Annotated in this window: 19 protein-coding genes, 1 tRNA gene and 3 pseudogenes; 3 read left to right on the plus strand and 20 right to left on the minus strand. The window is 67.4% G+C overall.

Annotated features, from left to right (window positions below):
• Positions 1-185: 185 nt before the first annotated feature.
• Positions 186-355 (plus strand): annotated as a pseudogene (locus QJR12_RS15525) (type VII secretion protein EsxI); the annotation flags it as partial.
• Between the two features lie 165 nt (positions 356-520).
• On the plus strand, positions 521-2,077 hold the full coding sequence (locus tag QJR12_RS15530; RefSeq protein ID WP_300584047.1) for an HNH endonuclease signature motif containing protein: 1,557 nt from the start codon (positions 521-523) through the stop codon (positions 2,075-2,077).
• Between the two features lie 467 nt (positions 2,078-2,544).
• Here the strand turns inward: QJR12_RS15530 and QJR12_RS15535 are convergent.
• The 9 genes and pseudogenes from QJR12_RS15535 to QJR12_RS15575 form a co-directional block, all read right to left on the minus strand.
• Positions 2,545-2,621: transfer RNA gene (locus tag QJR12_RS15535), tRNA-Pro, on the minus strand.
• Between the two features lie 124 nt (positions 2,622-2,745).
• On the minus strand, positions 2,746-3,135 hold the full coding sequence (locus QJR12_RS17785) for a hypothetical protein (RefSeq protein WP_366526318.1): 390 nt from the start codon (positions 3,133-3,135) through the stop codon (positions 2,746-2,748).
• A gap of 47 nt (positions 3,136-3,182) precedes the next feature.
• A pseudogene (locus QJR12_RS17790) lies at positions 3,183-4,181 on the minus strand (divalent metal cation transporter); the annotation flags it as partial.
• A gap of 291 nt (positions 4,182-4,472) precedes the next feature.
• Positions 4,473-5,867: a ribosome biogenesis GTPase Der gene (der, locus tag QJR12_RS15550; protein ID WP_300584076.1), complete on the minus strand. Its 1,395-nt coding sequence runs from the start codon at positions 5,865-5,867 to the stop codon at positions 4,473-4,475.
• The gene (cmk, locus tag QJR12_RS15555) at positions 5,864-6,547 is read right to left on the minus strand and encodes a (d)CMP kinase (protein ID WP_300584049.1); all 684 of its coding nucleotides are present in this window, start codon (positions 6,545-6,547) and stop codon (positions 5,864-5,866) included. Before cmk ends, der begins: the two co-directional genes overlap by 4 nt.
• Positions 6,544-7,287 carry a pseudouridine synthase gene (locus QJR12_RS15560; RefSeq protein ID WP_300584051.1) on the minus strand — a complete coding sequence of 248 codons (744 nt, stop codon included), beginning with the start codon at positions 7,285-7,287 and terminating at the stop codon, positions 6,544-6,546. The genes cmk and QJR12_RS15560 overlap by 4 nt, the downstream gene beginning before the upstream one ends.
• Positions 7,287-7,934, minus strand: a complete 648-nt coding sequence (gene scpB / locus QJR12_RS15565) for an SMC-Scp complex subunit ScpB (RefSeq protein WP_300584078.1) — start codon at positions 7,932-7,934, stop codon at positions 7,287-7,289. The genes QJR12_RS15560 and scpB overlap by 1 nt, the downstream gene beginning before the upstream one ends.
• 158 nt (positions 7,935-8,092) lie before the next feature.
• Positions 8,093-8,854: pseudogene (locus QJR12_RS15570) on the minus strand (segregation/condensation protein A); the annotation flags it as partial.
• The gene (locus tag QJR12_RS15575) at positions 8,851-9,720 is read right to left on the minus strand and encodes a ParA family protein (protein ID WP_300584052.1); all 870 of its coding nucleotides are present in this window, start codon (positions 9,718-9,720) and stop codon (positions 8,851-8,853) included. The pseudogene QJR12_RS15570 and the gene QJR12_RS15575, both read right to left, overlap by 4 nt.
• Positions 9,721-9,903: 183 nt before the next feature.
• On the opposite strand from QJR12_RS15575, the gene QJR12_RS15580 reads away from it, so the two are divergent.
• The gene (locus QJR12_RS15580; RefSeq protein WP_300584054.1) at positions 9,904-10,671 is read left to right on the plus strand and encodes an O-methyltransferase; all 768 of its coding nucleotides are present in this window, start codon (positions 9,904-9,906) and stop codon (positions 10,669-10,671) included.
• Positions 10,672-10,716: 45 nt separating this feature from the next.
• On the opposite strand, the gene xerD is transcribed toward QJR12_RS15580, so the two are convergent.
• The 11 genes from xerD to QJR12_RS15635 form a co-directional block, all read right to left on the minus strand.
• Complete coding sequence (gene xerD / locus QJR12_RS15585) at positions 10,717-11,664, minus strand: site-specific tyrosine recombinase XerD (protein WP_300584056.1); 948 nt, start codon at positions 11,662-11,664, stop codon at positions 10,717-10,719.
• A complete protein-coding gene (locus QJR12_RS15590; RefSeq protein ID WP_300584058.1) occupies positions 11,661-12,284 on the minus strand; it encodes an NUDIX hydrolase in 624 nt (207 codons plus the stop codon). Before QJR12_RS15590 ends, xerD begins: the two co-directional genes overlap by 4 nt.
• Positions 12,277-14,028: a CTP synthase gene (locus tag QJR12_RS15595; protein WP_300584079.1), complete on the minus strand. Its 1,752-nt coding sequence runs from the start codon at positions 14,026-14,028 to the stop codon at positions 12,277-12,279. The genes QJR12_RS15590 and QJR12_RS15595 overlap by 8 nt, the downstream gene beginning before the upstream one ends.
• A 146-nt stretch (positions 14,029-14,174) precedes the next feature.
• Positions 14,175-15,116 carry a copper transporter gene (locus QJR12_RS15600; RefSeq protein WP_300584060.1) on the minus strand — a complete coding sequence of 314 codons (942 nt, stop codon included), beginning with the start codon at positions 15,114-15,116 and terminating at the stop codon, positions 14,175-14,177.
• A gap of 4 nt (positions 15,117-15,120) precedes the next feature.
• Positions 15,121-16,302 carry a putative cytokinetic ring protein SteA gene (gene steA, locus QJR12_RS15605; protein WP_300584062.1) on the minus strand — a complete coding sequence of 394 codons (1,182 nt, stop codon included), beginning with the start codon at positions 16,300-16,302 and terminating at the stop codon, positions 15,121-15,123.
• A gap of 134 nt (positions 16,303-16,436) precedes the next feature.
• Entirely contained in the window at positions 16,437-18,206 is a 1,770-nt protein-coding gene (gene recN / locus QJR12_RS15610; RefSeq protein ID WP_300584081.1) for a DNA repair protein RecN, read from the minus strand.
• Position 18,207: 1 nt separating this feature from the next.
• Positions 18,208-19,131, minus strand: a complete 924-nt coding sequence (locus QJR12_RS15615; protein WP_300584064.1) for an NAD kinase — start codon at positions 19,129-19,131, stop codon at positions 18,208-18,210.
• Positions 19,128-19,937, minus strand: a complete 810-nt coding sequence (locus QJR12_RS15620) for a TlyA family RNA methyltransferase (RefSeq protein WP_300584066.1) — start codon at positions 19,935-19,937, stop codon at positions 19,128-19,130. Before QJR12_RS15620 ends, QJR12_RS15615 begins: the two co-directional genes overlap by 4 nt.
• A 7-nt stretch (positions 19,938-19,944) precedes the next feature.
• Positions 19,945-20,109 carry a hypothetical protein gene (locus tag QJR12_RS15625; RefSeq protein WP_300584068.1) on the minus strand — a complete coding sequence of 55 codons (165 nt, stop codon included), beginning with the start codon at positions 20,107-20,109 and terminating at the stop codon, positions 19,945-19,947.
• Positions 20,110-20,122: 13 nt separating this feature from the next.
• Positions 20,123-21,142 (minus strand): HAD-IIA family hydrolase, encoded by a 1,020-nt coding sequence (locus QJR12_RS15630; RefSeq protein ID WP_300584070.1) that lies wholly within the window; start codon positions 21,140-21,142, stop codon positions 20,123-20,125.
• A complete protein-coding gene (locus QJR12_RS15635; protein WP_300584072.1) occupies positions 21,139-21,975 on the minus strand; it encodes a tetratricopeptide repeat protein in 837 nt (278 codons plus the stop codon). Before QJR12_RS15635 ends, QJR12_RS15630 begins: the two co-directional genes overlap by 4 nt.
• Positions 21,976-22,187 lie beyond the last annotated feature (212 nt).

Consider the following 22,187-nt stretch of genomic DNA (forward strand, 5'->3'; position numbering starts at 1 on the left):
GGCCGGGCGCCGCGGTAACTGCGGCCTGCCATCGTGCCAATCCACTTTCGCGGGGATTTCCTGACGAGAAATGCCGCATGAGAAATGCCGCATCTCGTTTGTGACGGTCGGATCCGAACTGCTGATGCCCGCGGCCGGAGACCTGCAGGGGATCGGCTGGCTCCGGCGGCTGCCGACGGGGACTTTGGGGTGGCGCCGGTTCGACGGCCTGCCAGCAGTTCATCACCGAGTTGGAGAGTTGGACCGCAACTTCCAGGTGATCTACGAGCAGGCCAACGCCCACGGCGCCAAGGTGCAAACCGCCGGCTCCACCATGTTCGACACCGACTCCGCCGTCGGATCGCGCTGGGCCTGACTCCGTCGGATCGCGCTGGGCCTGACTGCAGCGCCGAGGCATTCGCTTCGTGCCACCACGGACCGCGCCGGCCGCCGCCTGCCGGGTTATGCACAGAGCGGTGTTTGTCCACAACTGCTGGTCTTGGCCGCTCCCGTTGTGCCGGCCTCCACTAATATCGCTCGTATGTTCGATGGACCGCTGCCGGAGGGCGCGGCGCTGGCGGGTGCCGATAACGCGACGGTGGTGGCGGCGATCGCCGGGTGGGCGCGAGTGGAGGCCGCTGCGGCGGCGCGCCGACTGGCTGCCATTGCCGAACTAGTGCGCCGGCGCGCCGATGGTCCGACCGACTGTGCCCGGTGGTCCTGTGATAACTGGGATGCCATGGCCGCCGAAGTCGGTGCCGCACAAGGTATTAGTCACGGGATGGCATCCGGGCAGATGTATCTGGCTGTGGCGCTGCGGGACCGGCTTCCCCGGGTGGGAGCGCTGTTCGCCGACGGCACGATCAGTGCCCGGCTGGCGGGGATGATCGTGTGGCATACCGATTTGATCAAAGACCCCGAGACGCTGCGACTGGTCGACGAGACGCTCGCAGAAGACGCGAGGCGATTCGGGCCGCTGTCGGCGAACAAGACCGCCCAAGCCATCGATGCTGTGGTGGACCGCTACGATCCGGCAGCGTTGCGGCGCACCCGTGCCTCCGCGCGCGGTCGCGAGGTGGTGATTGACTTCGCCGATACGGGGTCGGGCACCGCACGGTTGTGGGGGTCGCTGTTCGCCACGGATGCGGCCATGTTGGATCGGCGGCTCTCGCAGATGGCCCACGACGTGTGCGACGACGACCCGCGCACCATCGCGCAGCGACGCGCCGATGCGCTGGGGGCGCTGGCCGCCGGTGGCGACGGGTTGGCGTGCGGCTGTGGGAACGCCGACTGCCCGGCCGGTGTCGAAGGAGATGAGCGGGCAGCGGGAGTGGTCGTCCATATCGTCGCCGAGGAATCCGCGCTCAACGCTCAACCCGACCCGCACATGTCGGGCGAGCGTCCCTCGCGACCCATCACACTCGACACCCCGCTGCGCGAGGCCTTGACTCCCGACCCCGAACCCGATCCGCCCTTCGCCGGGGTGAGGCCGCCCATGGCCGTGTTCACCAGCGGCGGGGTGGTGCCCAACCCACTGCTGGCCCAGCTGATTCGGGCGGGAGCGAAGGCCCGGCCGGTGTGCCATCCCGGCACCGCGGTGGCACCCGAAGCCGATTATCGCCCGTCGACCGTTCTGCAGCGGTACATCCGGTGCCGGGATATGACGTGTCGGTTCCCCAATTGCGACCGCCCCGCCGAGCTTTGCGACATCGACCACACCATCCCGTGGCCGCTCGGCCCGACGCACCCGTCGAATCTGAAATGTCTTTGCAGAAAACATCATTTGTTAAAAACGTTCTGGACCGGGGTCAACGGTTGGCGTGACCAGCAATTGCCCGACGGTACGGTCGCGTGGACCGCACCTACCGGGCACACCTACATCACTCACCCGGGCAGTCGGCTGCTGTTCCCAGCTTTGTGCCTGCCCACCGGCGAAATACCCGCTGTCCCAGCGGTAGATCAACTCCACGGTGAGCGCGGCATCATGATGCCCAGACGCCGGCGAACCCGCGAACAAGACCGCGCTCACCGCATCGACGCCGAACGTGCACTCAACGCTTCCCACGTCGCGGAGCGCAATCGGCCGCCGCCGTTTTAACCGCCGGGCGGCACGACCACGTAGCATGCTGGTTTCGCCCTGTTGCCATTGGGTGGGCGCGCGGTGAGGTGCCCGTGATTGGTCCTTTTCCGCGCGGCCTTCTGTCGAACCGGGGTGGAACTACCCTCTTGTCTGGTTGCCCGCACAGCTCACCTCGCCGTTTGAGGAACCGGGCGACCAGCTCCTTGCGTGGGTGTGGAGCCTGGGCGAGGAGCCTGCGTCGCGGGGAGACTACCCGGACAACAGCGCCGCGCCGCGTCTCGACGGCGCGGTGAACGCCCGCAATCCTGCGGCGCTGGTGAAGCGTCTAGGCATCGAAAGCCGCGGGGCCAAGAACTCGAATACGGCATCGTTTTTCCTGGCGCGGTCCGCCCCGGCCGGTATCCGCTGGGCTTCTGGTTGGCGTTCGCGTTGGCGTACTGGTTCCCAAATGGTCCCCATCACAGCAGGTCAGTAGCCTCTTTTTGTGGTCGGGCTGACAGGATTTGAACCTGCGACCACTTGACCCCCAGTCAAGTGCGCTACCAAACTGCGCCACAGCCCGGGTCTCGCTAGTGCCGCCGATAGGCCACCGGCGACAGGTCGAAAGCCTACCGCAGGCGGCTGAGGTCAGCGTAGCCGAGCAGGAGCACTGACTTGTGTCCAGACGGCTCGCAGTCGCCCGTCAATCACATGCGACCCAGTTGGATGACCTTGACCACCAGCACAACCGCCGACACGAGGAGATAGCCGCGCAGCGCCAGCATGCCCAGCCGCGTTCCGGGCGTCCAGGTGACCGGCTGAAGTAAAGCCAGCGGCGGCATCCGCCACGTGGACCGATTCCTCCGATCGCGAGAAAGTGGTTGGGTCTCCGGCGGTTGCGGCTTGCGACGCGCTGACCACCGCAATACGCCGACGGTGACCGCCGCCGACACGACGAAAGCCACGGTCAGATCGACCATGACCAGACGGACATCTAGATTAGGGAACACCGTGTTGATCATCAGGATCGCCGACAGCAGCAACAGCACCCCGACGATGAAACCGGCTAACGCGTTAAGCCACGGCCGATCACCCACGGCCCCAGCACTTCGCGATCGTTGCACAGCAACAGCAAAAACACGGTGGCGCTGGGCAGCAGCAGCCCCGCCAAAGCCTGCACCCCGGTGGTGATCAACCCCAGCGGCGCGCCGGGAATCAGCACGATCACCGCGGCCAGCGCCACCATCGCGGTGTAGGACAAATAAAACGGTTTGGCGTCGGAAAAACCGCGGTGCAGCGAATGCTTGATCCCGAACACGTCACCGAAGGCGTTGCTGGTGGCCAGGGTGACCGCGGCGGCGCCGATGATGGCGGCATCCAAAAGCACGATCGCAAACAGCGACCCCAGCAGCCGATCGTGCTCACCGAGCAGCCGCGCCACCGCGCCGGCGTCGACGAAATGCGCGTGGCTGTGAGTCGCACGCATAGCCCAGGCGCCGGTCATCATCAACGCCGCCGCGCCGATATTGGTGATGAAGGCGCCCACCGTAGTGTCGATGCGCTCATGGCCGATAAAACGGGGGGTGATGCGCTTGTCGACGATGTTGGACTGCTGGAAAAACAGCTGCCAGGGGGCGACCGTGGTACCGACGAGGCCAACGATCAGTAACACCGCATTGGAGCTGACTCCGCCCGCTATGCTAGGCGGCGGGCGGCGGGTATCCACCCGCGCCAGCACCCACCCCCCCGCGGTCTCCTCCAACTCCACGTCATAGGCGCGCACCAACTCCCCGGCGGCCACATCAATCAACCGATACCCCAACACATCCGCCCGCAACAACACCTCCCCCAGCCGGCGCTCAAAACCCCGCAAATCAATCTTGTTTTTCGCCAACACCACCCGCCCCGGCTCCAACCCCTCCACAGCCTTCCCCCCCACAAACACCCGCCGATCCCCCACCGCGACCACCACCCCACTCACCCGCGGATAAGCCTCCAGCCCACCCAACCGCACAATCACGTCATCCACCCGGCCCACTGCCTCCCCCGACGGCGTCACCACCGGCGCCCGCAACACCTCCGACAAATGAATCACCCGTGCCCCCACACCCCGCACACCCAGTTCCGTGGATGACCCAACCATCGGAAAACCTCCCATCAACGCGCGATGAAACCTGCCGGCTGGCCGCCCGCAGGCTGTGCGCGCAATCTTCGTGCTGCTGGGAACGGCGGTCATGCGCTGGCAACAAGCCCCTCCGACCCAACGAACCCTTGAAGTATCGCAGCACCCTCCGGCACAGCCACCGGCTCAATGCAAACAACGCATGACGCGCAGGCGAACAGACGGCAGGAAACAACCGCTGGCAAACACCGAAGCCGTCATCGTCGGGTCGCGCCTCCCCCGAATGCCGTCGGCTCAATTGCCCTGGTGGCCTCAGCGGGTGCGGGCACTCTGCCGTTCGCGCACCCGCACGTTGATGCGGATCGGGCTACCCTGGAAGCCGAAAGTCTCCCGCAGCCGTCGCTCCAGAAACCGTCGATAGCCCGCCTCCAAGAAGCCGGTCGTAAACAGCACGAACGTCGGCGGTCCGACCGTGGCTTGGGTGGTGAACAGAACGCGGGGCTGCCGACCGCCGCGCACCGGAGGGGGGGTCGCGGCGACCACATCCCGGATAAAGGTGTTCAGCCGAGCGGTCGGGATCCGGGTGTCCCAGGATGTCAGCGCGGTTTTCAGCGCCGGCACCAGTTTCTGCACGCCACGGCCGGTCTTGGCAGAGATGTTGACCCGCGGCGCCCACTGCACCTGCACCAGCTCCCGGTCGATCTCCCGCGCCAGCCGATCGCGACGGTCCTCATCGAGGAGATCCCATTTGTTGAACGCCAGCACCAGCGCGCGGCCCGCCTCGATCACCATCGACAGCACCCGCTGGTCCTGTTCGGTCAGCGGCTGCGAGGCGTCGATCAGCGCGACCACCACCTCGGCGGCATCGATGGCGGCGTGCGTGCGCACCGACGCGTAGTATTCCTGGCCGCCGGCCTGGCGGACCTTGCGACGCAGACCCGCGGTGTCGACGAATCGCCAGACGCTGCCGCCCATTTCGATAAGCGAGTCCACCGGATCGACGGTCGTGCCCGCGACTTCGTGGACCACCGCACGCTGGTCACCGGCCAGCCGGTTCAACAGTGAGCTTTTGCCGACGTTGGGTTTGCCGACGAGGGCCACCCGCCGCGGCCCCCCTTCAGCGGGCGACGACTCGGTCGTCCGCGGCAGCGCGGCCACCACGTCGTCGAGCAACTCGGCTACGCCGCGTCCGTGCATCGCGCTGATCGCGTAGGGCTGACCGAGCCCTAGCGACCACAGCGCCGACGCGTCCGCCTCCCCGGTCTCACTGTCAACCTTGTTGGCGGCCAAGAACACCGGCTTGCCGCTGCGGCGCAGGATCCGCGCCGCAGCCTCATCGCCGGCGGTCGCCCCGACTAACGCGTCCACCACCAAGATCACCGCGTCCGCGGCGCGCATAGCCACCGACGCCTGCTCGGCCACCAGTCGCGCCAGTCCCTTGGCGTCGGGCTCCCAGCCCCCGGTGTCCTGCACGACGAACCGGCGCCCGATCCAGACCGCGTCGTAGGAGACCCGATCTCGGGTCACGCCGGGCACGTCCTGTACCACCGCTTCCCGCCGACCCAGGATCCGGTTCACCAGCGTCGATTTGCCGACGTTGGGCCGGCCCACGACCGCTACCACCGGTGGTGGTGCGGCCGCTCCGTCCGACGTGAACCCCTCAACGTCCCAGTCGGTTTCGTCGTCCCACGCGCCGTCGTTGGTCACCGCGGCGTCTCGCATCGTTGCCTCACCAGCTTCAGCAGGTAATCGATCACCTCGGCCTCGGTCATCTCGCTGGTGTCGACGATCACCGCATCCTCTGCCGGCCGCAGCGGCGCCACCGGGCGGGTGGAATCCAGATGATCGCGCCGGCGCACGTCGGCCAGCACACCCTGGTAGTCGTCGGCCAGGCCCACGGCGATATTTTGGTCGTTGCGCCGCCGCGCCCGGGTTTCCGCCGACGCGGTCAAGAAGATCTTCACCGAAGCGTCGGGCAAGACCACGGTACCGATATCGCGGCCTTCCACCACAATGCTTCCCGGGCCCGCAGCCATTGCCCGCTGCAACGGCACCAGCCGCGCCCGCACCGCAGGAATTAGCGACACCGCCGATACCGCCCTGGTAACCGCATCGCCACGGATCTCCATCGAAACATTCTCGCTGCCAAGGTAACAGCGATCCTCATCGGGATCATCACCCACCGACAACTGCACCGTCTCAGCGATAGTGCCGACGGCGGGCTCATCCGCGGGGTCGATTCCGGCGCGCAGCACCGCCAGCGTGACGATCCGGTACATCGCGCCGGTATCCAGATAGCGCGCTCCCAACGAGCGTGCTACAGCCCTTGAGACCGAGGATTTTCCGGTTCCTGCCGGACCGTCCACCGCCACGACCAGGTCATTCACAGGCCCACCGCGTTGTATAGTTGCCCGACCTCGTCGCGGCCTAAAGCACGGATGCTGCCCGGCCGCTGATTTCCCAGCGATACCGGACCGATATCGGTGCGCACCAACGCCTGCACCGGGAAACCCGCGGCCCCCAACAGCCGGCGCACAATGCGTTTGCGCCCTTCGTGCAGCGTCACTCGCACCAGCGTCTTACCCGGGATGGCGTCGACGATCACGAAATCGTCGACCCGGGCCGGGCCGTCGGCCAGCTCGATTCCGGCGCGCAGTTTCTTACCGAGGCCGCGCGGCACCGATCCCGACACCGTCGCGAGATACACCTTGGGCACCCGATAGGAGGGGTGCATCAGCCGGTGCGCCAGCTCGCCGTCATTGGTCAGCAGGATCAGCCCTTCGGTGTCGGCGTCCAGACGTCCGACATGAAAAAGCTTCTTGTTGCCCCGCACCCGGCGCTCGATCACGTCGCCGATACAGGGCCGGCCGCGTTCATCGGACATGGTCGAGTGCATGCCACGCGGCTTGTTCAGCGCCAGGTACACCAGCGAGTCATCAAGGACCACCCTGGTCCCGTCGACACGTATCACCGCTGAATCCGGATCGACCCGGGTACCCAGCTCGGTTACCAGCCGACCGTTCACGTCGACACGTCCGTCGGCGATCATCTTTTCGGCAGCCCGCCTCGACGCAATCCCCGCGTGCGACAACACTTTTTGTAGGCGGACACCTTCAGATTTGGCCATCACTGCTGGTCCACGTCGAACGACATCGGTTGCTCTGGAGCCGGGGCCCGGCCGATTTTGGCGAAACGCGGCTCACTGTCTAAGGATTCACTGACTTCGTCGATGGTGTCGACATCGGGAAGCAGCGGCGCGAGATCGGGCAAGTCGGCCAGCGACGACAACCCCAGCCGCTCCAGGAACAGCTCCGTCGTGGCGAACGTCACCGCGCCGGTATCCGGGTCGGTGCCGGCCTCGGTGATCAGGCCGCGCGCCAAAAGCGAACGCATGACGGCGTCGGAGTTAACACCTCGCACCGCGCTCACCCGGGCACGCGTCACCGGCTGGCGGTAGGCGACGACGGCCAGCGTTTCCAGCGCCGCGCGGGTGAGCTTCGTGCGGGACCCGTCCAGCAACAGCCGCTCCACAAAGGGCGCGAAGCGGGCCCGGGTGTATAGTCGCCAGCCGCCCCCGGCCTCCCGTAGATCCATGCCGCTGTCGCGCTCGGTGAGCTCGTCGGCCATCAGCCGCAGCTTGGCGGCGACCCGGTAAACGGGCTGTTCGACCGCCGCTGCCAGCGCCTCCACACTCACCGGGGTGTCCACCACCAAAAGCAGCGCCTCCAGAACCCTGGCCAGCTCCTCATCGGGAAGCTCGGGCGCCTCTGGCATGCCCAGGTCGGGAGACTCGGATAGCTCACTCAATGGCGCCGCTCCTCCTCATCGCTTCGCTCTGCGTCGTCGCCAGCGCGGGTCGGTCGCGCATTTCTGTCGCGCAGTTCTTGAGCAGCCAGCGATTCCGCGCTGACCAAGTCTTGGCTGGTCGGCAGTTCTCCGGTCCACGAAACCTGGAGTACGCCAAGTGGTTCTGCCTGGTCAAATGCTACCGCTCCGGCCCGATACAGGTCGAGCAGCGCCAAAAAGCGCCCGACGATCTCGATCGGCACCCGGCAGTCGGCGACCAGCTCGGAAAACGACGCCCACCGTCCAATTCCTCTGATCCGCAGCAGCTCCAACAGCTGCTGAGCCTGCTGCAGCACCGAGACCCTCGGCGCGTGCAGATGCTCGGTGGCTACCGTCGGCACCGGCCGGGGTGTGAACACCAGCGCCCCGATCTGAGCGAACTGCGCGGCATCCACCCCGAGCATCACCTCGGGCAGCAGACCCGCGTATCGATCCTCCAGCGACACCGCCCTCGGATAGCTGCGCAGCGCCGCCGCCTCCAGCTCGGCGAACAGCTGCGCGACCTGTTTAAACGCCCGGTACTGCAACAATCGGGCGAACAACAGGTCGCGAACCTCCAGCAGCGCCAAATCGTCATCGTCGTCGACCTGGCCGGCCGGCAGCAGCCGGGCGGCTTTGAGATCGAGCAGTGTCGCCGCGATCACCAGAAACGACGTGGCCTCCTCCAGGCCCCGCTCCAGCCCGACCTGCCGGGTGTATGCGATGAACTCATCCGTGACCTGATGCAGGGCCACCTCGGTGACGTCGAGACGGTGGGCGAAGATCAGCTGCAGCAGCAGATCGAACGGCCCCTCGAAATTGGCTAGCCGGACCTGAAAGCCGTCGTGCGCCGCGCCCCCCAAATTCACGCGTCGAATCGGTCGATGACCTCGCGGGCCAATGAGCGGTACGCCTCGGCCGCACCGGACTTGGGCGCCCACACGGTGATCGGCTCGCCCGCCACGCTGGTCTCCGGGAAGCGCACCGTCCGGGTGATGACCGTGTCGAACACCAGGTCACCGAACCGCTCGACAACCCGGGCCATGACCTCCCGCGAGTTGACGGTCCGCGGGTCGTAGCGGGTGACCAGGATACCGCTGATCTGAAGCTTCGGGTTGAGCCGGTCGCGCACCTTGTCGACGGTGTCGGTCAGCAGAGCCAGCCCTCGTAACGCGAAATATTCGCACTCGGTCGGGATGATCACGCCGTCCGAGCAGGCCAGGCCGTTAACGGTGAGCAGGCCCAGCGACGGCTGGCAATCGATCAGCACATAGTCATAGTGATCCAGTACCGGGCGCAGCGCACGGGCCAGGGTCTGTTCCCGAGCCACCTCGTTGACCAGCTGGATCTCGGCGGCCGATAAGTCGATGTTGCTGGGCACCAGATCCAGGTGCTTGACCCGGGTGTGGATCAGCACCTCATCCACCGCTACCCGCGGCTCCACCAGCATGTTGTGGATGGTGTGCTGCAGCTCGTAATGCGGCACACCTAGCCCCGCCGACAGGGCACCCTGCGGATCCATGTCGACCAGCAGCACTCGCCTTCCGTAATCGGCCAGCGCGGCGCCCAGGTTGATCGTCGACGTCGTTTTCCCGACACCGCCCTTCTGGTTGCACATCGCGACGACCTTGGCCGGGCCGTGGGAGGTTCGCGGCTTGGGCTCCGGGATCATCCGCGGGGGCCGCCCGGTCAGACCGGCCTCAGCGCTGCCGTTGGCCTCGTCGGGGGGATTCATGGCCGCCCGCGACTCACCGTGCAATGCTTGAGCGTTCGGGTGACGCCGACGTTCAGGGAGTCCATCGCGGGAAAGTCTAACGGGTGGGCGTTGCTGCGCCGGGAGACGCGCGGGCAAACGCCATCGCCCCCGATAGTCGGCGCGGCCGATGAGGCCGGCTAAACCCGGCTAGAGTGGAGTGTCGTGAGTCTCAAGCGGCGCCTGCCGTTTCTGCGGTGGTCGGTGTGGCGGATGGCCGTCGGGGCCCACAACATCACCACCACCGGCCAGATCGGCGACGGGCGCGAGGCAGCGGCCGTCTCCTACGTGCTGCAGAACTCCCGCGCCAGCGACGTCGAGGACGTGCTGGCAGCCATGGACCGGTTCGCCTACCAGAAGGCGATCCTGATCAACATCGGCGACGAGAAGGGGGCACTGCTCGACGCGGCCGTGCGGCGCGCCAACCCGAAAATAGCCCTCGAGTTGGGAACCTACTGTGGTTATAGCGCGCTGCGGATCGCCAGAGCCGCGCCGGCCGCCAAGGTGTACTCCGTCGAACTGGCCGAGGCCAATGCCGTCAATGCACGCCGGATCTGGGCGCACGCCGGGGTCGCCGAACGGGTGACCTGTGTGGTCGGCACCCTCGGCGACGGTGGCCGCACCCTGGACGTATTGGCCCGGGAACACGGCTTCGCGGCCGGTACGCTCGACTTCCTGTTCCTCGACCACGACAAACACGCCTACCTGAGTGATCTGCAGCGCGTCCTCGACCGCGGCTGGCTGCACCCGGGTTCCATCGTGGTCGCCGACAATGTCAAGGTTCCGGGGGCACCCGAATACCGCGAGTACATGCGTCGGCAGCAGGGCACGTTGTTTGACACCCGCGAGCACCAGGCACACGTGGAATATCAGACGCTGATCAGCGATCTGGTCTTGGAGTCGGAGTACCTGGGTGAGCTGAGGGTTAGCTGAGGGTGGGCTGGGAGCGTCCGGGCGGCACCCCCGGCGCGGGTGGTGTTACCGCGCGCGGGGGTGGGCTTCGGCCCATACTTCGCGAAGCGCACGCACGGTGACCAGGGTGTAGATCTGGGTGGTGGTCACCGAGGCATGGCCCAGCAATTCCTGTACCACGCGGACGTCGGCGCCACCGTCCAGCAGATGGGTGGCAAAGGAATGCCGCAGCATGTGCGGCGACACACCGGACGCGATACCGGCGCGCTGGGCCGCATCCCGCAGCACCTGCCACGCGCTTTGCCGTGACAGCCGTCCCCCCCGCGCGTTAAGGAAGATCCCCGGGATTCCCCGGCCCCGACGCGCCAATTCCGGGCGTCCCCGCACCAGGTACGCGTCCAGCGCCTGCACGGCCGGGCGCCCAACCGGGACCAGCCGCTGTTTGCCGCCCTTGCCTCGCAACAGCACCGACCTGGCGTGGGTATCGAGATCGTCGAGATCCAGGCCCACCGCCTCGGAAATCCGGGCTCCGGTGGAATACAGCAACTCCAGCAGCGCCCGGTTACGCAGCGTGAGCGGGCCGTCGGACGGGCGGTCCCCGCCGGCACCCTCCAGCAGCGCCACCACCTCGCCGATCGTCAAGCTCTTGGGCAACCGGCGCCCCGGTGTCGGGGGTTTCACGGCCCGTGCCACGTCCAGCTCGGCCAATCCCTCGGCGGCCGCGAACCGATGCAGCCCGCGCACCGCGATCAAAGCCCGCGCCGCCGACACCGCCGACAGCACCGGTACCCCGGTATCGGGATCGCCGCGGCGCAGTGCCATCAGGAATGCGCTGACGTCATCCTCACTGACCTCGGCCAGGTCGTCGATCCCACGGGCGGCCAGATGCTGACAGTAGCGGCGCAAGTCCCGCCGATAGCAGCTCAACGTGTTCGCCGCCACTCCCCGCTCGATCGTCAGCTGGTCCAGGTAGCCCTGCACCTGGGTTTCCAGCGGCGGCGCAAGCGTCGTCATCGCCGCGCCCGTCGTGCGGCGAAGGCCGTCGGCTTGTCGGTCCAGGCAGCATCCACCGCACGCGGCTGTGCGAAGCCTTTAGTGACGGCGAACGCCGCTAGGATCCCCGCTACCGCAATAGAATTGACAATCTCACCGCTGAACACACGACGTACTGCCTCCGCGATCGGATACCACCGCAGTGTCATGTCCGCTTCTTCGTCATACACCTGCGGCCGGCCCACCTCGCTCAACCCGGTCGCCAGGTAAACCCGCACCGATTCGTCGCTGAATCCCGGGCTGGTATCCAGGTCGACAAGCACCCGCCAGCTGCGTGCTTGCAGACCGGCCTCCTCCCGCAACTCGCGGGCCGCGGTCATCTGCGGCGCCTCGCCGCCGACGTCCAGCAGCCCGGCAGGCAACTCCCACAGCCGCCGACCCAATGGGTGGCGGTATTGATAGACCATCAGAATGTTGTCGTCGTCGTCCATCGCCACCACGGCCACCGCGCCGAAGTGCTCGACAACTTCGCGGGTTGCGGTTCGACCGCCCGGCATCCGCACATGGTCGATGCGGAGCGCGGAAACCTTTCCGCGGTAGAGGGTTTCGGACGATACCGTCTCGAAAACGTGCTCAGCCACGGGCTGCGGGTTGGGCCAGCGACGGCGCGGGGCCACCCAGACGTTCGCTGCCGTTCGGATGCTGTCCGGGGATTTCGACCGGCAACCGCTCGGCCGCCTTGTAGTCGATGGCGGCCCCGACGAACGCCACGAACAGCGGATGCGGCCGGGTCGGCCGGCTCTTCAGCTCGGGATGCGCCTGAGTGCCGACGACGAACGGGTGGATATTTGGAGGGTATTCGACGAACTCCACCAGATGGCCGTCGGGTGAGGTCCCGGAAAAGCGCAAACCGCTTTCCGCGATTTTCCCGCGATAGGCGTTGTTGACCTCGTAGCGATGCCGATGGCGCTCCGACACCTGCGTCGTCTGATATGCCCTAGCGACAATGGAATCCGGCTCCAGCACAGCTGGATAGGCGCCAAGCCGCATGGTGCCGCCCAGATCGGCGTCGCCCGCGACGATGGCTTTTTGGTCGGCCATCGTGGAGATGACGGGATCTGGCGTCGTTGGATCGAATTCCACCGAATTGGCCCGGGTGAGCCCAACCGATCGGGCCGCCTCGATGACGATGCACTGCAACCCGAGGCAAAGCCCCAACAGCGGCAGCCCGTGTTCCCGGGCATAGCGGACGGCACCGATTTTGCCCTCGATTCCCCGGATACCGAATCCACCCGGGATGAGCACCCCGTGCACATCGCCGAGGGCCATCGCGGGATCGCTGTCGGACTCGCAATCATCGGACGGCACCCAGCGAATCTCCACCTTTGCATGGTGTCTGAAACCACCGGCGCGCAGCGCCTCAACCACCGACAAGTAGGCATCAGATAGGTCAACGTACTTGCCCACCAAGGCGATTCGTACCGTCTCTCGCGGTTCGTGAACGCGGCGCAGCAGATCGTCCCACTCGGTCCAGTCGACGTCTCGGAACGGCAGGTTGAGCCGGCGCACCACAAAGGCATCAAGCTCCTCTCGATGCAGCACTTTGGGGATGTCATAGATCGAGGGCGCGTCGGGCGTGGAGATGACGCCATCGATGTCGACGTCACACATCATCGCGATCTTGTTCTTCAGCGGTTCGGGAACGTCACGGTCGCAGCGCAGGATCAGCGCATCCGGCGTGATACCGATGCTGCGCAACGCCGCCACCGAGTGTTGGGTCGGCTTGGTCTTGAGTTCTCCCGACGGCGCCAGGTACGGCACCAGCGACACGTGCAGAAAAAACACGTTCTCCCGGCCCAGGTCGTGACGAACTTGACGAGCCGCCTCCAGAAAGGGCTGCGACTCGATATCTCCAACGGTGCCGCCGATTTCGGTGATGACGACATCCGGACGGTTGCCGTGGGCGTCCGGTTGGGCCATGGCCAGGATGCGTCGTTTGATCTCATCGGTGATGTGCGGGATTACCTGAACGGTGTCACCGAGGTATTCGCCGCGGCGTTCCTTGGCAATGACCGACGAATACACTTGCCCGGTAGTAACATTGGAGGAACCAGGCAAATCGCGGTCGAGGAAGCGCTCGTAGTGGCCGATGTCGAGGTCGGTCTCGGCGCCATCCTCGGTGACAAAGACCTCGCCGTGTTGGAACGGATTCATGGTGCCGGGGTCGACGTTGAGGTACGGGTCGAGCTTTTGCATCGTCACCTGCAAGCCGCGGGCCGTCAGTAACTGCCCCAGGCTGCTGGCGGTCAGGCCTTTGCCCAGTGAGGAAACGACGCCGCCGCTGACGAAGAGGTGCTTGGTGGCGGTTTGCGGGTGCTTGCGCAGTGCTGGCAACGCGACCTCCGTGAAGACGGCGCAGGGCTAGCCTTTCTCGCGCCGGCTAGCTGGGCCTGCCGACCCACGGAAACCCACCCTAACACCGACGCCACCGTGATTTCGGTCACCACGCCCGGCGGCGGGTTACGGCGGCGTTACTGCACGACAGTGATCGCCGTGGCACCGTGACCGGTCCCGTACCGGCCCGGGTGCCCGCCATGGAGCAGCTCATGGATGCCCAGGATCACGGTGATCCGGCCCGGCTCGGTATCCACGTCGTCCACGGTGCTGATCGCCGACGCCATGGCGGTGTCGGCACGGGCCACGGCGACGGCGGCGGTTCCCCCGGCCGATCCGTCTCGGCCGGCCAGCAGGGTACCCGAGCCGTGCGGCGCCAGCCCCACCGCGAAACGTGCAACCGTGACACCCTGGTTTCCGGCGTCGTCGGGCAGCGCTCCGCCGGTGACCACCACCGCGGCGTTCGCCGCGCCGATGTGGGCATCCGAAACGGTGATAAAGCCGGTGTCGCGCAGCGCCGCCAGCACGGTCTCGCGCTGCGCGTCATCAACCGGAAGAGCCGCCGGATCGGGGCTGATCAACAGGGCGATACCCAGCAGATCACCGGCCTGCGAGCCTTGGTCGAGCAGTTTGGTACTCAACTGCGCCCCGGCCGGCACGATCGACGAGTTCACCACCGAGCGCAGCTTCTCCGCCGAATTCGCATCGACGAACTCCTGGGTCAGCCCCACCGTGGCGCTGACCGCGCCGCCGGCCCGGCCCACGAGTTTGCACACCGCGGCGACGTCGTCGTCTTTCGCGTCCGGGGTGCGGAAGACGACCACCGACTTTCCCGCCAGCCCGTCGTGCACCAGATGGCCTGCCATCTGGGAATCGAAGTCGTAAGCTGCGCTGAGCTTTTCGTTTAGCATGGTCTTCTGGTCGTTGAGCGTGTCGATCTGTGCGCGCAAGTCGCGCTTCTCGGCGCGCAGCCCGGCCAGCAGGGTGTCGGAGAGCAGGCCGGAACCCAACAACACCCCCGCTGCCAGCGCGAAGAACACCGCGGCAAGCGAAATCGCATGGTGACGCAGCGAGATCACGGTTCTAGGTGATCCAGCGCTGCACCCAGAGCGAAAACCGGTTGCAGTATTCAACCACCCAGTGCATCACCACCGCGTCGGCGCGTGCGACGTACAACACCACGGCGGCGGCGATCAGCATGGCCAGCACCAGCAACGCCACGGTCGCACCGGAGACGTGGTTTCGATACAACGTGGCGACCGCCTTGGCGTCCACCAACTTCTCACCGACCTTCAGCCGGGTGAGGAAGGTCGAGGGGTTGCTCTGCTGGCGCGTTCGATCGAAAAACGTCTCGATGTTGGCGGTATGGCCGGCGGTGACCAGCAGCGCGGCCCCGTGGTGATCGGCCAGCAGCAACGCCAGGTCGATGGGCGCGCCGGCCGCAGGGAACGTCATCGCCCCCACACCGAGATCCTGAATGCGCTCCAGGCCGGGAGCATGCCCGTCGGCGTCGGCGGGCACCACCACCTGCGCGCCGCACTTGAGGGCTTCGGTGCTGATCTGTTCGGGATCCCCCACGATGAGCTGCGGGCGATAGCCGGCCTTACGCAGCACATCCGCGCCCTTGCCCACCCCGACGAGCACGGGTCGATATTCCTTGATGAACGGTTTGAGGTTTTTCAGATCGTCGGCGGCACTAGGCTCGTCGGCCACCAGCACCACATGGCGGCGGCGCAGGTCGACGTCGATGTCGGGGATCCCGATCCCGTCGATCAACAGCGGGCTCTCGCTTCGGATGAACTCGATGGTGTTACCGGCGAATGCTTCCAGATGCGCAACCAACCCGACCTTGGCTTCACGCATCAGGTCGGCGATGTCGTGGTCGGTGCGCTCGGTACCGCGGACCAGCCGACGGTCACCGGAGTACACCCCGCCGTTGTACAGCCGGACCTTGGCGCCGTCTTTAACCTTCTTGAAGACCTCCGGCCCCGCCTCGTCGATGAGGGTGACCCCGTTGGCCACCAAGACCTCCGGACCCAGATTGGGGTATCGGCCCGAGACCGACGGCGAGGCATTGACCACCCCGGCGATCTCGGCATCCACCAGCGCGTCGGCGGTGATCCGATCCAAATCCAGGACATCGAGGACCACGATGTCTCCCGGGCCCACCCGTCGCAGCAAGCGATCGATATCACGGTCGACCCGGGCGGTGCCGACGACACCGGGACGCGAGGCACTACGGGACAAAAGCGTTGGCATCCTCATGGGCCGATTGTGTCGGTGAAGCGCCCGCAAAGCGGGGAGGCGCGCCGTAACATGAGAATCAGGAGATATATTTTGTCACTTCTGCCACAACTGCTCCGGACGCGTAAACGGGCTTGACGAGGATTCAATCCGGCTTAAATCTGATCGCTTCGAGCGGCCGTCAACAGGTCCCGGGCGTGCGCGCGGCCGCTGTCGGACTCGCCCAGGCCCGCCAGCATCCGCGCGAGTTCGGCGACCCGCCGATCACCGTCGAGGCGCCGGACGCTGCTGGTGCCGTCGCGCCCGGTGCTGTCCACCATCAGGTGCACGTCGGCGTAGGCCGCCACCTGCGGCAGATGGGTCACCACGATGACCTGGTGGGTGCGGGCCAGCCGGGCCAGCCGCCGCCCGATCTGCACCGCCGCGCGCCCCCCCACGCCGGAATCGATCTCGTCGAACACCAGGGTGGTGCCGGTCGCCTGCTTGCGCGATGTCGCCAGCACCACCTCCACCGCCAGCATGACCCGCGACAACTCACCCCCGGACGCGCTTTTGGACAACGGCAGCACCGTCATGCCGCGGTGTGCGGCAAAGCCGAACTCGACCTGGTCGATGCCGTCCGGGCCGGCGTGCGCGAGCACGGCCGACGGCAGCTTGAGGGCGACCGGATCGTCGCGTTCGGCAGCTGCGGTGGTCACCTGGATGGTGAATCGGGCGTCGGTCATGGCCAGCGCGGCGAGCTCCGCGGTGACCGCCTTGGCCAGTCGTTCGGCGGCCCGACCGCGTACCTCGCTGAGATCGACTGCTGCTCGGGCTAATTCGCGTTCCAAGCTGTCGACACGGCGCTCCAGCGCGGCCAGGGCCTCCTCGGAGACATCCAGTTGCGCCAGCCGCTGCCGGGCCTCGGCAGCCCAGGCCAGCACTCCGTCGATGTCGGCGGCGTACTTGCGGGTCAGGGTGCGCAGCTGGGTTTGGCGGGCGATCCGGGCATCCAGCGCACTGGCGTCGGCGGGCAGCTGCGCCAGGTAGTGGCCGAGTTCCTGGGCGGCGTCCACCACCACGGTCAGCGCCTCGCCGAGTTGCTCGGCCAGCGCCCCCAGGCCGGGGTCGTCGACCGATTCCAGGGCCGCTTTGGCTCGCCCCAGGCTCTCCGCCGCGGACACCGAATCCACCGGCTCGCCGGCATCGTCACCGGTACCGGCCAACGCCGTGCGCGCGGCCGCCGCTGCCGCCCGCAGCGCGTCCAGTTCGGAGAGCCGACGAATGTCGGTGATCAGCGCCTCGTCCTCGCCGGGCTGCGGATCAATGGTCTCGATCTCACGCAGCGCGGATGTCAGCCGGTCGGCCTCCAGGGCGAGTTCCCGAGCCCGGTTGGCGCGGTCGCGCAAATCACGCCGGGCCGCCTGCCAGGCGTCCCGCAGCGTGCGATAACGCTCGAGGGCGGCTCCGGCACCCGCAAACCGGTCCAGTGCGGCGCGTTGTTCCTCCGGGCGCATCAATCGCAGTTGGTCGTTTTGCCCGTGCACGGTCAGCAGTTCGCCGGTGAATGCGTTCAGCGATTTTGCGGGCACACTGCGGCCACCCAGGTAGGCACGCGAGGGTCCGTCACGGCTGACCGAACGCAGCGCGATCACACTGCCGTCCTCGTCGCGCTGGGCTCCGGAGGCGTTCAGGATCTCGTCGACCTGTTCGGCCGCGGCCTGCTCGAGATCGTCGGTGGTGAATCGGCCCTCCACGACCGCTCGGTCGGCACCCGATCGGACGCGGGTGGCCTCGGCGCGCGCGCCACCCAGCAGGTGCAGGCCGGTGACCACCATGGTCTTGCCGGTCCCGGTTTCACCGGTCAGCACCGTAAGGCCGCGACCGAACTCCGCGGTCGCGACACCGATGGCGCCCAGCGACTCGATTCGTAGTTCGGCCAGCACCTTACCGCCCACGCCAGCCGGTGACCGGCAACTGGAATTTGCGCACCAACCGGTCGGTGAACGGGGCGCCGTCCAGCCGAGCCCATTTCACCGGCGTGTCGCAACGGGTCACCTCGAGCCGACCGCCGGCAGGCACCACCATCTGGCGCCGGCCGTCACAGAACACCAGCGCATCGTGGCCGCCGGCTTCGACCTCGATCGCGATGGCGGCGTCGGGACTGGTCACCATCGGCCGGGCAAACAGCGCATGAGCGTTGTTGGGCACCACCAGGATCGCCTCCACGTCGGGCCACATCACCGGGCCCCCGGCGGAGAACGCGTAGGCGGTCGATCCGCTTGGCGTCGACACCAGCACCCCGTCGCAGCCGAATGTCGACACCGGACGGCCGTCGACCTCCAGCACCACGCCAAGCACACCAAGGCGCGGCCCTTTCTCCAGGCTGGCTTCGTTCATCGCCCAGCCCCGCTCGACGATCTGCCCCTCGGAACGCACCACGACATCCAGCGTCATCCGGTCTTCAACCCGATAATCCCGGGCGATCACGTGTTCCAGGACGGTGTCGATGGCCCCGGCTTCGGCCTCGGCCAGAAAGCCGATCCGACCCAAATTGACCCCCAGCACCGGAACGTTCGCGCTCCGGGCGAGTTCGGCTGCCCGCAAAAAGGTCCCGTCGCCGCCGAGCACCAGCACCAGCTCGCATCCCTGGGCGGCGTCCGGATCGGCGTCGACCACCTCGATATCGACGCCCAGGGCGCGCAGGTCGTCCGGCGATAGGTGCAACGGTCCCCGGTCGACCGCCTCTGCGGACAACGCTCGCAGCCCTATCCCGTTATCGCCCAATACTTTTTCCACTCGGCGTGCGGTCTCGTTCGCCTCGTCGCGGCCGGTGTGGACCACCAGCAGAACGGTACGATCCCGGGTCATTGCGGGCCCTCGACTACGGCGCTTCGGGCCGCGCGCGTCAACGCGTCACCGGTCAATGCCCGATCGGTCTGCGCGCGCAGCCACAAGAAGTATTCGACATTGCCCGACGGACCCGGCAACGGGCTGGCCGTGACACCCACGGTGTGCCACCCCAGTTCAGCGGCCCGCCGGGCGACCGCGAGCACCGCGCCCGCACGCAACTCGGGGTCTCGCACCACCCCCCCGGGCCCGACCTGGCCCTTCCCCACCTCGAACTGCGGCTTCACCAGGGGAACGATATCGCCGTCGGGCGACACGCAGCCGGTGAGCGCGGGCAACACGGCGGTCAACGAAATGAACGCCAGGTCGGCCACCGCCAGGTCGACGGGCCCGCCGATGGTTGCCGGCGACACGTCTCGGACGTTGGTCCGCTCGAGGACGAGCACCCGCGGATCGCAGCGCAGCGACCAGGCCAGCTGGCCGTAGCCGACATCCGCGGCGACCACTTCGGCGGCCCCGCGATCCAGCAGGACTTGGGTGAATCCCCCGGTCGAGGCACCGGCGTCGAGGCAGCGACGGCCCGCAACGGTGATCCCGAAAGTGTCCAGGGCGCCGATGAGCTTGATCGCCCCGCGCGATACCCAGGTGTGATCGCCGCCGTCGACGACGCTCAAGGTCGCGGTGACGGCAATCGCCGTGCTCGGTTTGGCCGCCGGCATGCCGTCGATGCTGACCCTGCCGGAAGCGATCAGCTCGGCGGCCTGCTGCCGGGACCGGGCGAGCCCGCGCCGGACCAGCTCGGCATCAACGCGGGCACGCCGCGCCATCGCGCACTCAGCCCTTCTCCACCGACTCCAGGGCCTGCACCAGCACGTCATGCGCCGCTGAAAGACGGCGCACGATCTCATCGAGGTCAGCGCTTTCGGCGTCACCGAGATCCGGCAACTCGGCGAGCACCGCGCCGATCTGGGCACGAATCTGGTCGGGTTGCACACTCATTGCGCCTCTTACGCTAGTCGATGCCGGCCAGCGACCAGTGCTGCAGGGCGTCGCGGGCCCGCTCATCGCCGGGCGTGACGGTTAGCGGCTCGTCGTGCTCGGCGTCCCAGATCGCACCGGCGACCGCGCGAACGATCGACAACCCATCACCGGCCGGGTCGGCCTGCTCGTCGCCGTTCGCGCAGACCACGGCCCGACCAGCACCCAGCCCCACCCGCCACGCCGGTTGCGGGCCCACCGCGAGCAAAGCCGCCTCCCGGTGCAGCGCCCTCAGGTCACGGGCGATATAGCTAGGCCGCTGCCCCGGCGGGGCGTACACGACGTCGCGCGCGGTGTGCACCCCGGTGAGCACCATGAGGCTGGGCAGGTGTGCGGCGTTCGCTCCGGCGATGTCGGTATCCAATCGATCGCCGATCACCAGCGGCGTGCGGCAATCGCCGCGGGCCACCGCGTCTGCCATCAATCGCGGCGACGGCTTGCCGGCGACCTGCGGCTCGGTACCCGTGGCCGCGCGCAGCGCGGCGACCATGGCGCCATTGCCGGGCACCAAGCCGCGTTCGGAGGGCAGGGTGGCATCCACGTTGGCCGCCACCCATAGGGCGCCCGCTCGGATCGCCAGCGCGGCCTCGGCGAGATCGGACCAGTCGGTGGTGGTGCAATGGCCCTGGACCACGGCGGCGGGCCGCTCATGCCATCGGCGCACCGGACGCAGTCCGACCGCCGCGATTTCACCGGCCAACGACTCGGTGCCGACGATCAACACGGGTGAACCGGGCGGTAGCTGCTCGGCCAGCAAGCGAGCAGCGCTTTGAGCACTGGTGACGACATCGCTCGCAACGACCTTGAATCCCAGATCCCGCAGGTGCGCAGCGACGTCTTCGGCCCCGCGAGAAGCGTTGTTGGTGATGAACAGGGTACGGCTAGGCACCCGGGTCAGCGACTCCACCGCGCCGTCAATGGCCCGGCGGTCGCAATACACCGTCCCGTCTAGATCAATCAGCAAGCAGTCATGTTGCTGGGCAAGCGTTTTCATCTCAGCTCGTTGATTCGCTCCTCGGCGTCGGTGACGCCGTCGACGTCCGCGGCCGCCGAGTGCAAAAACCACTGCAAGGCCTCATCTTTGCGGTTCAGCGCCAGCAGTGTGTCCGCATAGGCGTAAAACAGCCGCGCGGCGGTCGAACCCGTGCGGCTCGGATCGAGCGGCGGCGTGGACAACACCGTCAGGGCCTGCTCGAGCTGACCGAGATCGCCGCGGGCCCCGGCGGCCACGATGCGCAACTCGTCGGCGTCGTCACCGCTGAGCCGGGCCGCCTCGGCTCCCCGGGCCAGCTCGAGCGCCCGCTCCGGGCGGCCCAGGCCACGTTCGCAATCGGCGATCAGTGCAAGCAGCGCGGACGTGCTTCCCAGCCGCCGCGCGGCCCGCAATTCGGCGAGCGCCTGCGCCCAGTCGCCGCAGCGGTAGGCCGCGATGCCCACGGCTTCGCGGACCGCCGCGATCCTCCCGGACCGGGCCCGGGCGGCGCGGGCATGGCCGAGTGCGGCGTGCGGATCGTCGTCGATCAGCTCACCCGCAGCCACCAGGTGACGAGCCACCAGTTCGGCGGTGGTGCGGTCTAAAGTCTTCAGCTCCCGGCGGATCTCGGGTGCCAGGTGCTTAGCGTCGACGTCGGCCGGTATCGGCGGCGCGTCACGTCCGGGCGGCTCCTCGGTGCGCGCCCGGCGGTGCGGCCGATCCTGCCGGGGAGGGGTGGGCCCGGTTCCCCCGGCCGCCCGGAACCGCCCACCCGTCGCGGGCGGTGATCCGCCACCGGATGCCAACGGCGGCCGCCGCCGACCACGATCACCATCCATGTCGTTTCCTGTCATCGACCACCTTGGATCACCTTGCCGACCGCCTGAACTCGCTGTCGCACCGCTAGGCACAGGATACGGACGCAGGCCCGCCCAGCGGACGGCGCAGCCCGTCATCATGCCGCAACCTCCGGGCCGTGGTGGCGATAAAAAACACCCCCCGTGCTTGGGGGGTGTTGTGGGTGTTCGGCGGTGTCCTACTTTTCCGCCCGGGGTGGGCAGTATCA

The organism is Mycobacterium sp. (genome assembly GCF_029961025.1).
Classification (GTDB): Bacteria; Actinomycetota; Actinomycetes; order Mycobacteriales; family Mycobacteriaceae; genus Mycobacterium.